General features: G+C 68.3%; 10 protein-coding genes. 5 read left to right on the top strand and 5 right to left on the bottom strand.

Annotated elements, in window-relative coordinates:
- Positions 1-7: 7 nt before the first annotated feature.
- The gene (dapC, locus tag E6O51_RS20005) at positions 8-1,204 is read right to left on the bottom strand and encodes a succinyldiaminopimelate transaminase (RefSeq protein WP_136386865.1); all 1,197 of its coding nucleotides are present in this window, start codon (positions 1,202-1,204) and stop codon (positions 8-10) included.
- A gap of 157 nt (positions 1,205-1,361) precedes the next feature.
- Between dapC and smc the strand changes: the two genes are divergently transcribed.
- The 4 genes from smc (at position 1,362) to galU (ending at position 9,352) form a co-directional block, all read left to right on the top strand.
- The gene (gene smc / locus E6O51_RS20000; protein WP_230976865.1) at positions 1,362-4,889 is read left to right on the top strand and encodes a chromosome segregation protein SMC; all 3,528 of its coding nucleotides are present in this window, start codon (positions 1,362-1,364) and stop codon (positions 4,887-4,889) included.
- A 70-nt stretch (positions 4,890-4,959) separates the two neighbouring features.
- Positions 4,960-6,087 carry a cell division protein ZipA gene (locus E6O51_RS19995; RefSeq protein ID WP_136386788.1) on the top strand — a complete coding sequence of 376 codons (1,128 nt, stop codon included), beginning with the start codon at positions 4,960-4,962 and terminating at the stop codon, positions 6,085-6,087.
- The gene (gene ligA / locus E6O51_RS19990; RefSeq protein WP_136386787.1) at positions 6,084-8,483 is read left to right on the top strand and encodes an NAD-dependent DNA ligase LigA; all 2,400 of its coding nucleotides are present in this window, start codon (positions 6,084-6,086) and stop codon (positions 8,481-8,483) included. Before E6O51_RS19995 ends, ligA begins: the two co-directional genes overlap by 4 nt.
- On the top strand, positions 8,480-9,352 hold the full coding sequence (gene galU, locus E6O51_RS19985; RefSeq protein WP_136386786.1) for a UTP--glucose-1-phosphate uridylyltransferase GalU: 873 nt from the start codon (positions 8,480-8,482) through the stop codon (positions 9,350-9,352). The genes ligA and galU overlap by 4 nt, the downstream gene beginning before the upstream one ends.
- A gap of 69 nt (positions 9,353-9,421) precedes the next feature.
- On the opposite strand, the gene typA is transcribed toward galU, so the two are convergent.
- Positions 9,422-11,239, bottom strand: coding sequence for a translational GTPase TypA (gene typA / locus E6O51_RS19980; RefSeq protein ID WP_136386785.1), 1,818 nt, complete (start codon positions 11,237-11,239; stop codon positions 9,422-9,424).
- Between the two features lie 161 nt (positions 11,240-11,400).
- Between typA and E6O51_RS19975 the strand changes: the two genes are divergently transcribed.
- Complete coding sequence (locus tag E6O51_RS19975; protein ID WP_136386784.1) at positions 11,401-12,138, top strand: S-methyl-5'-thioinosine phosphorylase; 738 nt, start codon at positions 11,401-11,403, stop codon at positions 12,136-12,138.
- Positions 12,139-12,264: 126 nt separating this feature from the next.
- Here E6O51_RS19975 and E6O51_RS19970 read toward each other — a convergent pair whose 3' ends face one another.
- The 3 genes from E6O51_RS19970 to E6O51_RS19960 all read right to left on the bottom strand — a co-directional run bounded on the left by E6O51_RS19970 (position 12,265) and on the right by E6O51_RS19960 (position 15,036).
- The gene (locus E6O51_RS19970) at positions 12,265-12,657 is read right to left on the bottom strand and encodes a DUF4124 domain-containing protein (RefSeq protein ID WP_136386783.1); all 393 of its coding nucleotides are present in this window, start codon (positions 12,655-12,657) and stop codon (positions 12,265-12,267) included.
- Positions 12,658-12,742: 85 nt separating this feature from the next.
- Entirely contained in the window at positions 12,743-14,116 is a 1,374-nt protein-coding gene (gene radA, locus E6O51_RS19965; RefSeq protein ID WP_136386782.1) for a DNA repair protein RadA, read from the bottom strand.
- Positions 14,116-15,036 carry a LysR family transcriptional regulator gene (locus E6O51_RS19960; RefSeq protein ID WP_136386781.1) on the bottom strand — a complete coding sequence of 307 codons (921 nt, stop codon included), beginning with the start codon at positions 15,034-15,036 and terminating at the stop codon, positions 14,116-14,118. The genes radA and E6O51_RS19960 overlap by 1 nt, the downstream gene beginning before the upstream one ends.
- Positions 15,037-15,068 lie beyond the last annotated feature (32 nt).

Below are 15,068 nucleotides of genomic sequence, written 5' to 3'. Positions count from 1 at the left end.
CCGTGTTTCAGAGTTTTTGACAGAAGGCGGCGATGCGCTCGGCGGCTTCCAGGCATTCGCCCGGCTCGGCCACCAGCGCGATGCGCACGTAATCGGCGCCGGGGTTGATGCCGTGCGCCTCGCGGGCGAGGAAGCTGCCCGGCAGGACCGTCACATTATATTCAGCCTGCAGGCGGCGGGCGAACTCGGTGTCGGGAAGCGGTGTGCATGCCCAGAAGTAGAAGCCGGCATCCGGGCGCTGGATGCCCAGCCAGGGGGCGAGCAGGGGCTCGATGCGGTCGAACTTCTCCCGGTACAGGCGGCGGTTTTCCTGCACGTGGGCCTCGTCCGACCAGGCCGCGACGGAGGCCGCCTGCACCGCCGGGCTCATGGCGCAGCCGTGGTAGGTGCGGTAGCTCAGGAAAGCCTTCAGCACCGCCGCGTCGCCGGCGACGAAGCCGGAGCGCATGCCCGGCACGTTGGAACGCTTGGACAGGCTGGAGAAGCTGACGAGGTTGCGGAAATCGCCGCGACCCAGGCGGTGGGCGGCTTCCAGCGCACCCAGGGGCGGGGCGGCCTCGTCGAAGTAGATCTCCGAATAGCACTCGTCGGCGGCGATGACGAAGCCGTGGCGGTCGGAACGCTCGAACAGGTCCCGCCACTCGTCCAGGCCCAGCACGCGGCCGGTGGGGTTGCCCGGCGAGCACACGTACACCAGTTGCACGTCCCGCCACACGGATTCCGGCAGGGAGTCGAAATTCGGGCCGAAGTGGTCCGCGGCCGCGGTGTTGTTGAGGAACACCGGCTCCGCCCCGGCGAGCAGGGCCGCGCCTTCGTAGATCTGGTAGAAGGGATTGGGCGAGATCACCTTCGCGCCCGGCCGGCTGCCGTCCACCACGCACTGGGCGAAGGCGAACAGGGCTTCGCGGGAACCGTTGACCGGCAGCACGTGGGTGGCGGCATCGACCGCCGGCAGCTTGTAGCGGCGCATCAGCCAGCCGGCGATGGCCCCGCGCAATGCCTCCGTACCCTGAGTGGTGGGGTAGGTGGAGAGCCCGTCCAGGTTGTCGGCCAGGGCCTGGCGGATGAAGGGCGGGGTGGGGTGCTGCGGCTCGCCGATGGAGAGCCGGATCGGTTTCAGGCCGGCGGGGGCGGTCAGCCCCTCGAACAGGGCGCGCAACTTCTCGAAAGGGTAGGACTGGAGGCGGGAGAGGTTCGGATTCACGGCGGTCGTCGCTTCGAAGAACGGCCCGGACGCCTGGTACGGCACGGCGCCGACACACGGAGCCACGCGGGCTCGAAGGGCGAAGATGTTATCATGGCGCGCTTCGCGCCGAAGCCCGGCGCCCCTCGCAGACTGGCCGAAACCGAACCGTCCCGACGTGCGTCTTTCCAAGCTCAAACTCTCCGGTTTCAAGACCTTCGTCGACCCCACCACGGTGCTCACCCCCGGCAACCTGGTGGGCGTGGTCGGTCCCAACGGTTGCGGCAAGTCCAACATCATCGACGCGGTGCGCTGGGTGCTGGGCGAGACCCGCGCCTCGGCCCTGCGCGGTGAGTCGATGCAGGACGTGATCTTCAACGGCTCTACGACCCGCAAGCCGGTGTCGCGCGCCAGCGTGGAGCTGGTGTTCGACAACAACGAGGGCAAGGCCGCGGGGCAGTGGTCGCGCTATGCGGAGATTTCCGTCAAGCGCGTGCTGGAGCGTACCGGCGAATCCACTTACTACATCAACAACGTCCATGTGCGCCGCAAGGACGTGATCGACCTCTTCCTCGGCACCGGCCTGGGGCCACGCGCCTACGCCATCATCGAGCAGGGCATGATCTCGCGCATCATCGAGGCCCGCCCCGAGGAAGTGCGCGGCTTCCTCGAAGAGGCCGCGGGCGTCACCAAGTACCGGGAGCGGCGCAAGGAAACCGAAGGGCGGCTGGCCGACGCCCGCGACAACCTGATCCGCCTGGAAGACATCCGCATGGAACTGGGCGAGCGCATCGAGCGCCTGCGCACCCAGGCCGAGGTGGCCGAGCGCTACCGCGCGCTCAACGCCGCCCACGTGGAGCGCCAGCAACTGCTGTGGCTGCTGAAGCGCAACGAGGCGCGCGCCGAGCAGGGCCGCCTGCGGGAAACGCTTGCCGACGCCACGCGCCGCATCGAGTCCGACAGTGCCCGCCTGCAGGAACTGGAATCCGCCGTGGAGGCCGCACGGGAAGCGCATTTCGAAGCTTCCGAGATCGTGCATCAGGCCCAGGGCGACCTGTTTTCGGCCTCCGCCGAAGTCAGCCGGCTGGAAGCCGAACTGCAACACCTGGGCGACGCCCGCCAGCGCCTGGAAGCGCGCATCGCCCAGCTCGAAACCGACGAACAGCACTGGCAGGCCCGCCGCGGGACGCTGGCCGAAGAGCGCGAGCGTTGGGCCGAGTTGCAGGAAAACGCCGCCATCCGCGCCGAGCAGGCCGAAGCCCGCCATGCCGAGATTGCTGAGCGACTGCCGGAAGCCGAATCCGCCCGCCAGGCCGCCGACGCCACCGTGTCGTCCGCTCGCCGGGAACTGGCCCAGACCGAGCAGCAGTTGCGCGTGCAGGAGGCCAACCGTGCCGGTGCCAGCCGGGCGCTGGAGGCGCTGACCCAGCGCCGCGTGCGCCTGGAGGAGGAGGGCGCGGCGATCCAGGGGCCGGACGAAACCGCGCTGGCCGAGCGGGAGGCCCGCGCCGAAACCCTGCAGCAGGCGCTGGAGGCACAACAGCAGGAACTGCAGGGCCTGCAGGCTGCCCAGCCCGACGCCCAGGCCACGCTCAAGGCCGCCCTGGACCACGAGCGCCAGACCCAGCGCGGCCTCACCGAACTGCGCGCGCGACGCGACGCCCTGGTGCAGTTGCAGGCCCGCGTGCAGTCCCAGGGCGAACTGGGCGACTGGCTGCGCCGCCATGGCCTCACGGAACTCACCCCCTTGTGGCGCGGCCTGCGCGTGGCCCAGGGCTGGGAGCCGGCGGTGGAGGCGGTGCTACGCGAACGCCTGGCCGCACTCCTTGCCGCCGACAACGCCGCCCGCGCGCTGCTGGACCAGCCGCCGCCGGCCTCGCTGGCGCTGGTGTTCGGCGCAGTTGCCGCAACTCCGCAGCCTGCAACGGCCGCTCCGGCCGGCAGCGCGCCGCTCATCGAACGCATCGAGGTGCTCGATCCGGCCTTGAAGGATGCGCTGCACAGTTGGCTGCACGGCGTCTACGCCGTCGACAGCCTGCACGACTGGCTGCCGCACCACGCCGAACTGGGCGAGGGCGTTTCCCTGGTGTCGCGAACGGGCCAGTTGCTCACCCGCCACAGCCTCGCCCATTACACGCCGGACGATCGCACCCATGGCGTCATGGAGCGCCAGCGCGAGATCGACACCCTGGCCGCCGAGCAGCAGGCGCTGGAAGACGAGAGCCGCGCCGCCCACGACGCGCTGCTGGCGGCCGAAGCCCGCGCCCACGAACTGCAGGAACGCGCCAACGCCCTGCGGCGCGACATCCAGGCGCTGCAGAACCAGGCCCACGGCGAGCAGGTGGAACTGCTCAAGCTCACCCAGGCCCGCAGCCGCGCGCTGGAACGCCGTCAGCAGATCGACCGCGACCTGGCCGACCTCGCCCGCCAGGAGGAAACCGAACGGGAGCATCTGGCCCGCGCCGACCTGGAATACGGCCGCGCCGCGGAACTGGCCGAACTGCAGCACCAGCGCCTGGACGCCGCCGCGGAAGTGCTGGAAGAACGCGACCAGACCCTGCGCAACACCCGCGCGCTGGAACAGGCCACCGCCCGCGAACTGCAGGAAGCGCGCTTCTCCGAACGGGAATGCGCCGGCAAGCTGGAGGACATCGCGCGCAACCTGCAACTGGCCGCCGAACAGCTCGAACGCATCCGCGCCGAGCACGACGCCCGGCGCCAGGAACTGGAAGCCACCGACACCGCCCGCAGCCGCGACGCGCTGCAGGAAGCGCTGGCCCTGCGCGCCAGCCGCGAGGCCGCGCTCGCCGCCCGCCGCGACGCACTGGAGCAGGCCGCGGCCCAGCTCAAGCAGCTCGAGGAGATGCGCCTACGCACCGAGCAGGAAAGTGCGCCGATACGCGAGAAGGTTGCGGAGCTGCGCCTGGCGGTGCAGGCCGCGGAACTGGCCACCGCCCAGTTCGACGAACGCCTGCGGGAGGCCGATGCCGACGAGGCGGCGCTCGCGCCCCTGCTCACGGATGATCTGCGCGAAACCTCGCTGCAGCGCGAAGTGGGCCGGTTGGCGCGGGAGATCGCGGAACTGGGCGCGGTCAACCTCGCGGCGCTGGACGAACTCAAGAGCGCGGAAGAGCGCAAGGGGTATCTCGACGCCCAGTCCGATGACCTCAACCAGGCCATCGAAACCCTGGAAGACGCCATCCGCCGCATCGACCGGGAAACCCGCGAGCAACTGCAGGCCACCTACGACACCGTCAACGGGCATTTCGGCACGCTGTTCCCGCAGCTTTTCGGCGGCGGCCAGGCGCGGCTGGATCTGACCGGCGAGGAGATCCTCGATGCCGGCATCCAGATCGTGGCCCAGCCGCCGGGCAAGAAGAACAGCTCCATCCACCTGCTTTCCGGCGGGGAGAAGGCGCTCACCGCGATCGCGCTGGTGTTCTCCATGTTCCAGCTCAATCCGGCGCCATTCTGCATGCTTGACGAGGTGGATGCCCCGTTGGACGATACCAACACCGAGCGATACGGCCGCATGGTGAAACGCATGTCATCCCAGACGCAGTTCATCTTCATCACCCACAGCAAGATCACGATGGAGATCGCGCAGCAGCTCGTGGGCGTGACCATGCAGGAACAGGGCGCTTCGCGGGTGGTGGAAGTGGATATCGAGGAAGCGCTGCGGCTGGCGGAGACCGTCACAGCCTGAAACAGGCGAACGACGCCGAATGAGGTAGAAGGAGGGCGCCGCCCGGGCGACCTCCCGGACAGGAAGACATATGGACAGCGAACTGCAGATCGGACTGATAGCAGCAGGCGCCGCACTGGTGGTGCTGATCATCGCCTACAACAAATGGCAGGAGCGCAAGCACCGCCGCCACGCCGAACAGGCCTTCAAATCGGATCACCGCGACGTGCTGCTCGAACCGCGCGAAGGCGAGGACGACCCGGGCGACGACAGGCGCGAACCGACTTTCGCGGAGGCGCTGCGCGATGCCGAGGAGTTCGAGGACGAACCCCAGCCCGCCGCGCCCCGTGCGGTCAGCGAACCCTCGTCCCGCCGCGCCTCGCCCGAGGCGCCTGACGTCCTCGACGAACGCGTGGACTGCATCGTGCGCATCGAATCCATCGAGCCGCTGGACGTCTCCCGCCTGTGGAGCGTGCAGCGCGAACAGCTAGACGGCATCGCCAAGCCGGTGCGCTGGTTCGCCTTCGACGATGCCCAGAATCTGTGGCGCCCGCTCACCGCCCACAGCGCCGGCAGCTACCACTGGTTCTGCGTCGCCATGCAGCTCGTGGACCGCCGCGGCCCCATCGGCGAGGCCGATTTCGCGCGCTTCTCCGGCGGCGTGCAGCGCATCGCCGACCAGTTCCTCGCCGTGCCGGCCGCGCTGCCGGCGCGCGCCGAAACGCTGAGCGCGGCCACTGACCTGGACCGCTTCTGCGCCGACCTGGACGTGCAGATCGGCATCAACGTGGTGAGCACCGGCCAGCCCTTCCCCGGCACCAAACTGCGCGGCTTGGCCGAGGCCCAGGGCCTGGCGCTGGAGGACGACGGCAGCTTCCATGCGCGTGACGACGACGGCAACACGCTGTACTCCCTCGGCAATCTGGAGCCGGCCCTGTTTACCGCGGAGAACCTGCGCACGCTGCAGACCAACGGCATCACGCTGGTGATCGACGTGCCGCGCGTGGCCAATGGCGCGCAGGCCTTCGACCGCATGATGCAGTTCGCCCGCCAGTTGGCCGACACCCTGCAGGGCAGCGTGGTGGACGACAACCGCCATCCCCTCGGCACCGAAGCGGCCGCGCTGATCCGCTCCCAGATCGCCCAGTTCCACGACCGCATGGCCGGCAGCGAAATCCCCGCCGGCAGCGTGCTCGCCCGCCGCCTGTTCGCCGCATGATGGCAGCACCGCAGGACCCCGCCGGGCGCGCCGCCTGGCTGCGCGCGGAAATCCGCCGCCACGACCATGCCTATTACGTGCTCGATGCGCCCACCATCCCGGACGCCGAGTACGACCGCCTGTTCCGCGAACTCGAAGCGCTGGAAGCGGCCCATCCCGAACTGGCCACGCCCGATTCGCCTACCAAGCGGGTAGGGGGCGCCCCGCTGCCGGAACTGGTGCCGGTGCGCCATGCGGTGCCCATGCTCTCCATCCGTACCGAAACCGACACCACCGCGCAGGGCGTGCGCAATTTCGACGCGCGCGTGCGCAACGCCCTCGGCCTGGAACCGGCCGACCCGCCGGTGGAGTATTTCGGCGAACTGAAATTCGACGGCCTGGCGATGAGCCTGCGCTACGAGAACGGCGTGCTGGTGCGCGCTGCAACCCGCGGCGACGGGGAAACGGGCGAAGACGTCACCCACAACGTGCGCACCATCCGCCAGATTCCGCTGCAGCTTGCCGGCGCAGCCCCGGCCATATTGGAAATCCGCGGCGAAATCTACATGCGGCGCGACGATTTCGAGGCCCTCAACGAACGCCAGCGCGCAGCGGGCGAAAAGGTCTTCGTCAATCCGCGCAATGCCGCGGCCGGCGCGGTCCGCCAGCTCGACCCCAAGATCGCCGCGCGGCGCCCCCTGTCCTTTTTCGCTTACGGCATCGGCGAGTACGACCAGGGCTTCGAAGTGCCGGACACCCAGGCCGGGTTGCTGGAACGCTTTGCCGGGTTCGGCGTGCCGGTGTGCGAACACCGCACCGTGTCCTCCGGCCCGGACGGCCTCATCGCCTTCCACGCGCGCATCGCCGCGCTGCGCGGCGAACTGCCCTACGACATCGACGGCGTGGTTTACAAGGTCAATCATGCCGACCTGCAGCGCCAGCTCGGCTTCGTCACCCGCGAGCCGCGCTGGGCCGTGGCCCACAAGTATCCGGCCCAGGAAGAGATCACCCGCCTGCTCGCCATCGAGGTGCAGGTCGGCCGCACCGGCGCGCTGACCCCGGTGGCGCGGCTGGAGCCGGTATTCGTCGGCGGGGTGACGGTCACCAACGCCACCCTGCACAACCAGGACGAGATCGAGCGCAAGGACGTGCGCGTGGGCGATCTCGTGATCGTGCGCCGGGCGGGAGACGTGATCCCCGAGGTGGTCGGCCCGGTGCTGGAACGGCGCCCCCCCGGCCTGCAGCCCTTCGGCATGCCCGAAAACTGTCCGGTGTGCGGCGCCCAGGCGGTCAAGATCAGCGCCGACGACGCGGTGTTGCGCTGTTCCGGCGGCCTGTCCTGCGGCGCGCAGCGCAAGCAGGCCATCATCCATTTCGCCAGCCGCCGCGCGGTGTACATCGAGGGGCTGGGCGACAAGCTGGTCGAGCAACTCGTGGACCGGGGCCGGGCGCGCAACCCGGCGGACCTGTACCGCCTGGGCATGGCCGACCTGATCGACATGGAGCGCATGGGCGAAACCTCGTCGGCCAAGCTGCTGGCGATGATCCAGGCCAGCCGCGGGGTATCGCTGGAACGGCTGATCTTCGCCATCGGCATTCCCGGCATCGGCGAAACCACCGCCAAGGCGCTGGCGCGCTTCTACGGCAGCCTGGACGCACTGCAGCAGGCCACGCTGCCCAGCCTGCTGCTGGTGCCCGACGTGGGACTGCTGACCGCGCGCGCCATCCACGCCTTCTTCGCGGCGGAGCACAACCGCGAAGTGCTGGCCCAGTTGCTCGACCCGGAATACGGCATCGAGCCGCCGACCGCTGCGCGCGCGCCGGTGCGGCTGGCGCCGGAAGCGGTGCTGGCGGTGCTGAAGCCCATCGAGATCGACCCCCATCACGGCACCGTGGTGCAAAAGAGCGACCGCCTCGGCAAAACCGGGGAAGGGCGCGTCGCCGCCTGTCATCCGACGCTGGAAACCCTGCTCGACCCCGCCTACAGCGCGGGCCGGCTGGCGGACGAGGCCGGCATCGGTACCGACCAGGCCCAGGCCGCCCTGCAACGCCTGCGCAGCGACGCGGCGCGCGCCTTGTTCGCCGAGTGCGCGCGGCTGGGCATCCGCATCGGCGCCGAGGAAGGCGCCGGAGAGGCGAGGGGGGGAGGGGCGCTGGACGGCCGCACCTTCGTGCTCACCGGCACGCTGCCCGGCCTGAGCCGGGAGGCCGCCAAGGCGCTGATCGAGGCGGCGGGCGGCAAGGTCAGCGGTTCGGTGTCGAAAAAGACCGATTACGTGGTGGCCGGCGCCGAGGCGGGCTCCAAGCTCGACAAGGCGCAGGAGCTGGGCGTCGCCATTCTGGATGAGGACGGGCTGCGGCGCCTGCTGGCAACGGCGGGCGAAGCGGCGCCACAACAAGGAGAACTCTCGTTATGAAGAAGGTAACCAAGGCGGTCTTTCCGGTCGCCGGCATGGGCACGCGCTTTCTGCCCGCCACCAAGGCCAGCCCCAAGGAGATGCTGCCCATCGTGGACAAGCCACTGATCCAGTACGCGGTGGAGGAGGCGGTGGCCGCCGGCGTCACCGACCTGATCTTCATCACCGGCCGCACCAAGCGCTCCATCGAGGACCACTTCGACAAGGCCTACGAACTGGAAACGGAGTTGGAGGCGCGCGGCAAGAAGGACATGCTGGAGTTGGTGCGCAAGACCGTGCCCAAGGGCGTCAACTGCATCTACATCCGCCAGTCCGAAGCCCTCGGCCTGGGCCACGCGGTGCTGTGCGCGGCGCCGGTGATCGGCGACGAGGCTTTTGCGGTGATGCTCGCCGACGACTTGCTGGACAACCCGGGCAGCACGCCGGTGATGAAGCAGATGGTGGACGTGTACAACTACCACCGCTGCTCCGTGCTGGGCACCATGAACGTGCCGCGCGAGGATACCCGCAGTTACGGCATCGTCAGCACCGAAGGCGAGGGCGGCAACGTCCAGCGCATGACGGGCATCGTCGAGAAACCCAAGCCCGAGGAAGCGCCCACCACCCAGGCGGTGGTCGGCCGCTACATCCTCACCCCGCGCATCTTCGACCACATCCGCGCCCTCAAGCCCGGCGCCGGCGGCGAACTGCAGCTCACGGACGCCATCGCCTCCCTGCTCAAGGAAGAGGCGGTGCTGTCCTACCAGTACGACGGCGTGCGCTACGACTGCGGCTCCAAGCTGGGCTACCTGAAGGCCACCGTGGAACTGGCCCTGCGCCACCCGGAGGTGGCCGAGGAATTCGGTGCCTGGCTGGCCAGCCGGGGCTGAATTCCGAGTGGTAGTGGCGAAAAAATGGCGTCCCGCGGGACGCCATTTTTCTGCGATGGAGCAGGGCGCTCAGGCCGCGTCGGCCTTCGCCGCACGCTTGCGCTCGTGCTCTTTGAGGTGACGTTTGCGTAGGCGGATGGACTGCGGGGTGATCTCCACCAGTTCGTCGTCGGCGATGAACTCGATGGCGGATTCCAGCGTGAGCTGGATGGGCGGGGTCAGGTTGATGGCCTCGTCCTTGCCGGATGCGCGCACGTTGGTGAGCTGCTTGCCCTTGATCGGGTTCACCACCAGGTCGTTGTCCCGCGAGTGGATGCCGATGATCATGCCCTCGTAGAGCTTGTCGCCCGGGTTCACGAACATGCGTCCGCGGTCCTGCAGGTTCCACAGGGCGTAGGCCACCGCATCGCCGTCGTTCTGGGAGATCAGCACGCCGTTGCGCCGTTCGCCCATGGCACCGCCCACCGGGCCGTAGTCGTCGAACACGTGGCTGGCGAGGCCGGTACCGCGCGTGAGCGTCAGGAATTCACCCTGGAAACCGATCAGGCCGCGCGCCGGAATGCGGTATTCCAGGCGCACCCGGCCTTTGCCGTCCGATTGCATGTCCTGCAGCTCGCCACGGCGGCGGCCGAGTTCTTCCATGACGCCGCCCTGGTGTTCTTCCTCCACGTCCACGGTGAGCATCTCGTAGGGCTCGCTCTTGACGCCGTCGATGTCCTTGAACACCACGCGCGGGCGGCCCACCGCCAGCTCGTAGCCCTCGCGGCGCATGTTTTCCAGCAGGATGGTGAGGTGCAGTTCGCCACGGCCGGAGACTTCGAACACGTCGGCGTCCTCGGTGAAATTCACGCGCAGGGCCACGTTCTTCAGCAGTTCCTTTTCCAGCCGCTCGCGGATCTGGCGGCTGGTGACGTACTTGCCTTCACGGCCGGCCAGCGGCGAGGAGTTGACCATGAAGTTCATGGTCAGCGTGGGTTCGTCCACGGCGATGGGGGGCAGGGCGTCGAGATTGTCCGGGTCGCACAGGGTGACGCCGATGTTCACCTGCTGGATGCCCGCCACCAGCACGATGTCGCCGGCTTCGGCCACGTCCGCCGGACTGCGTTCCAGGCCCTTGAAGGTGAGGATCTGGCTGACCTTGCCCTTGCCGCGGTTCTCGTCGCCGTACAGGGCGACCACCTCCTGGTTGGGGCGGATGCGGCCGCGCTTGATGCGGCCGATGCCGAGCTGGCCCATATAGGTGGAGTAATCCAGCGAACAGACCTGCAACTGCAGCGGACCCTCGGCATCCACTTCCGGCGGCGGCACGTGGCGCAGGATGGCCTCGAACAGCGGGCGCATGTCCTTGCGCTCGTCGTCGATGTTCTCCACTGCGAAGCCGTTCAGGCCGGAGGCGTAGATCACCGGGAAGTCGAGCTGCTCCTCGGTGGCGCCGAGCTTGTCGAACAGATCGAAGGTGTGGTTGATGACCCAGTCGGGACGGGCGCCCGGACGGTCGATCTTGTTGATCACCACGATGGGCTTGAGGCCCTGGGCCAGCGCCTTGCGGGTCACGAAGCGGGTCTGGGGCATGGGGCCTTCCACCGCGTCCACCAGCAGCAGCACGCCGTCCACCATGGACAGCACGCGCTCGACCTCGCCGCCGAAGTCGGCGTGTCCCGGGGTGTCCACGATGTTGATGTGGGTGTCGCCGTACTGGATCGCACAGTTCTTGGCGAGGATGGTGATGCCGCGCTCACGCTCCAGGTCGTTCGAGTCCATGACCCGTTCGTCGACCTGCTGGTTCTCGCGGAAAGTGCCGGATTGGCGCAGGAGCTGGTCGACGAGGGTGGTCTTGCCGTGGTCGACGTGGGCGATGATGGCGATGTTGCGGATAGCGCGGGACATGGATGGGGCGGAAGTCTTTGAAAAGGCGCGGATTCTAACACGCCCTGCGGCGGCGCAGCATCGGAATCTGCGGAGCAGGGCGGCCGCCACCGTGGGCGTCCGGGAAGGCGCTCGGCCGCGTGCTAGAATCGGCGCGGCTTTGCAACGGAGAAAGGCGGAAAATGCTGGCAATCATCGGCGGCAGCGGGCTCACCCAGTTGTCCACCCTGGAGATCACCCACCGGGAGGTCGTCCGCACCCCTTATGGCGAGCCGTCCGGTGCGCTGACCTTCGGTGAACTGAGCTGCACGCCCGTGGTTTTCCTGGCGCGCCACGGCTACGGGCACACCATTCCGCCACACCAGGTCAATTACCGCGCCAACCTGTGGGCGCTCAAGCAGGTCAAGGCATCCGCAGTGGTGTCCGTGGCCTCGGTGGGCGGCATCCGCACGGATTTCGCCCCCGGAACGCTGGTCATCCCGCACCAGATCATCGACTACACCTGGGGCCGCAAGTCCACCTTCTTCGAAGGCGCCGAAGAATCCGTGCGCCACATCGATTTCACCGAACCCTACGACGCCAAGCTGCGCCAGCGCCTGCTCGCCGCGGCGGCCGCGGCCGGGGAGCATGTCTTCGACGGCGGCGTCTATGCCGCCACCCAGGGCCCGCGCCTGGAGACCGCCGCCGAGATCAACCGCCTGGAGCGCGACGGCGCCGACCTGGTCGGCATGACCGGCATGCCGGAAGCGGCGCTAGCGCGCGAACTGGAACTGCCGTACGCGGCCCTTAGCGTCGTTGCCAACTACGCGGCCGGGCGCTCAGCCAGCGAACACGCCATCCAGTTCGACAGCATCGAGCTGGTGCTGCAGGAAGCGATGATCCGCGTGCGCTGTGTGCTCGAGCACCTGTGCAAAGCTTGAGCCAGCGAAGAACGAGCGAACGCTGACTGGTTTCCGGTGATGATCGTCACCGCGGCGATCTCCGTAATCGCCATAATTTGTATTATGTAAACTTTGAGCCGCACTGTACGGTATGGATATCCTCCTTCAGCGCGGACCCATCTCCGAGCAGCCCAGTTCGGCAAGCTTCTGCTTGGTTGCCCAGCGCTGCTCCTTGAGGCGCTGCGTCGAACGATGGCGTGCGCTCACATCGATGCTTCTGATGCGGTCGCGCAATGGCTGGCAGGATGGATGTTCGCTGTCGGCAACAGGCGCGGCCGTTTCCGCCTGAGGGGCCGCTGCCGTGCGAGATGGCGGACGGGCGGCGCGTTGAGGGTACGGTTCGACCACCGTCATGCGCTCCTCGATCCGATGCGACTGCTCCGGGCGCTCGCAAGGCATCTCCTGGTAAACCGTGCGCTCTTCGATCTTGCACTTGTAGACCTGGGCATCGGCAGCGGTCGCCAGGATTGCTGTCAGCAGAGGGATCAGGCGTTTCATTCATGTCTCCGGCATGGACTCGGCAACGATAGCACCGTTGCGTTCGTCATGGAGCATGGAATGCCCCGCCAACCGGGGCCATCGATCAGCCTTCCAGTTCGCGCACCCGGTCCAGGGCTTCCTCGATGCGGTCCACGGCGATGACGCGCATGCCGGAAACGGTCTGCTTCGGCGCGTTGGCCTTGGGGATGATGGCCACCGAAAAGCCCAGCTTGGCGGCCTCCTTGAGGCGCTCCTGGCCGCGGGGCGCGGGGCGGATCTCGCCGGCGAGCCCTACTTCGCCGAACACGGCCAGTTCGCGCGGCAGCGGCCGGCTGCGCAGGGAGGAAACGATGGCGAGCAGCACCGCCAGGTCGGCGGCGGGTTCGGATATCTTCACGCCGCCGACCGCGTTGACGAACACGTCCTGGTCGAAACAGGCCACACCGGCGTGCCGGTGGGCGACGGCGAGCAGCATGGCCAGGCGATTCTGCTCCAGGCCCACGGACAGGCGCCGTGGATTGGGGCTGTGGGCGCTGTCCACCAGGGCCTGTACTTCCACCAGCAACGGCCGGGTGCCTTCCTGAGTGACGAGCACGCAACTGCCGGACACTTGCTGTGCGTGCTGCGACAGGAAAATGGCCGACGGATTGTTCACCCCTTTCAGCCCCCGGTCGGTCATGGCGAACACCCCCAGTTCGTTCACCGCGCCGAAGCGGTTCTTGAACGCACGCACGAGGCGGAAACTGGAATGGGTGTCGCCTTCGAAGTACAGCACGGTGTCGACGATGTGCTCCAGCACGCGCGGGCCGGCCAGCGTCCCGTCCTTGGTGACGTGGCCGACCACGATCAGCGTGGTGCCGCTTTGCTTGGCGTAGCGCGTGAGCTGGGCGGCACACTCGCGCACCTGAGCCACCGATCCGGGCGCCGACTGCAGGGCTTCCGAATACACGGTCTGGATCGAGTCGATGACCACGATCCTCGGCTTGGCCTCGCGCAGCGTGGCGAGGATGCGCTCCAGGTTGATCTCGGCGAGCAGTTGCAGTGGCGAGGATTCCAGTTGCAGGCGCTGGGCACGCAAGGCCACCTGCTCGTCCGATTCCTCGCCGCTGACGTACACGGCAGGCTGAACCGGGGCCAGGCCCGACAGGGCTTGCAGCAGCAGCGTGGACTTGCCGATGCCGGGGTCGCCGCCGATCAGCACCACCCCGCCCGGCACCAGCCCGCCGCCCAGCACGCGGTCGAACTCCTCGATGCCGGTGGGCACGCGCGGTGTTTCGCGCGCTTCCAGTTCGGCCAGGGGCTGCAGGCGGCTGGTGGTGCCGGCCAGCGCGGCGAAGCGCCCGCCAGCCGCCCCGCCCTGCTCCACCACCGATTCCACCAGCGTGTTCCAGGCGCTGCATTGCGGGCATTGGCCCTGCCAGCGCAGGCTTTGCGCACCGCATTCGGTGCAGATGTAGGCGGTCTTCGTCTTGGCCATTACAGAGCCTTGAGCAGTGCGGTGGCCATGTGCGCGAATTCGGCGGTGGCGTAGTCGGCAAAGGTGGTGATCAGCCGCGAGCGGAACTTGTCCCGCGGCAGGATGACTTCCAGCGGAGTATAGAGCGGCGGATCGAGGGGAATCGCCGCCAGCCGGCCCTCGCGGATGTCGCGCTGGATGGCGGCGCTGGAGGCGATGGCGAAGCCCAGGCCCTCGGCGGCCAGATGCTTCACACTGGCCAGGCTGCCGAGTTCGGCGCACACGCTCATTTCCTCGATGCCGATGCCCGCGGCCTGGAAGAACTGCTCGGCCAGCACATGGATGGCGTTGCCCGGGTCGCGAGTGATGAAGGCGTGGCCGACCAGTTCCTGCGCGGTCAGCTTCTTGGCGCGCGCCAGCGGGTGCCCCGGATGACAGATTACCAGCAGTTCGTCGCGCGCGGCGCTGCGGCGCTCCACGCCCGGCTGGTCGGTGACGATCTCGATCAGCCCCACGTCCAGGTCGCGCGCCGCGACGCGGTCTTCGGTAAGCTGCGAGTTGCCCACCACCACGCGCGGGATCACCCGCGGGTAGCGGCGCTTGAAGCCTTCGAGCAGGTGCGGCAGCCAGTAGGCCGCGATGGTGGTGCTGGTGCCGATGTTCAGGTAGCCGGACAGCTCGTCGGTGAGCTCCGACACCCTCGCCTCCAGCTCGTCGCTCAGGCCCAGAATGCGTTCGGCGTAGGCGAAGACGATCTCGCCGGCCGGCGTCAGGCCCACCCGGCCGTGGCCGCGGTCGAGCAGGCGGGTGTTGAAGTGCTCCTCCAATTGCTTGATCTGGAAGGTAACGGCGGGCTGGGTCATGAACAGGTGCTCGGCCGCACGGGTGAAGGAGCCGTGCTTGGCCACCGCGTGGAACACCTGGAGTCTGCGATCTGCCATGATTTGGATAAAGATGATTTATGAGCACTATT

This window comes from Pseudothauera rhizosphaerae, assembly GCF_004801305.1.
GTDB lineage: Bacteria > Pseudomonadota > Gammaproteobacteria > Burkholderiales > Rhodocyclaceae > Pseudothauera > Pseudothauera rhizosphaerae.
This window is presented reverse-complemented; position numbering and strand designations above follow the sequence as displayed.

What these genes read in the sequence shown, in the direction of transcription:
- E6O51_RS19995 (WP_136386788.1), top strand. Translation starts at nt 4,960, where the DNA reads ATGGACAGCGAACTGCAGATCGGACTGATAGCAGCAGGCGCCGCACTG.
- ligA (WP_136386787.1), top strand. Translation starts at nt 6,084, where the DNA reads ATGATGGCAGCACCGCAGGACCCCGCCGGGCGCGCCGCCTGGCTGCGC.
- galU (WP_136386786.1), top strand. Translation starts at nt 8,480, where the DNA reads ATGAAGAAGGTAACCAAGGCGGTCTTTCCGGTCGCCGGCATGGGCACG.
- typA (WP_136386785.1), bottom strand. Translation starts at nt 11,239, where the DNA reads ATGTCCCGCGCTATCCGCAACATCGCCATCATCGCCCACGTCGACCAC.
- E6O51_RS19975 (WP_136386784.1), top strand. Translation starts at nt 11,401, where the DNA reads ATGCTGGCAATCATCGGCGGCAGCGGGCTCACCCAGTTGTCCACCCTG.
- E6O51_RS19970 (WP_136386783.1), bottom strand. Translation starts at nt 12,657, where the DNA reads ATGAAACGCCTGATCCCTCTGCTGACAGCAATCCTGGCGACCGCTGCC.
- radA (WP_136386782.1), bottom strand. Translation starts at nt 14,116, where the DNA reads ATGGCCAAGACGAAGACCGCCTACATCTGCACCGAATGCGGTGCGCAA.
- E6O51_RS19960 (WP_136386781.1), bottom strand. Translation starts at nt 15,036, where the DNA reads ATGGCAGATCGCAGACTCCAGGTGTTCCACGCGGTGGCCAAGCACGGC.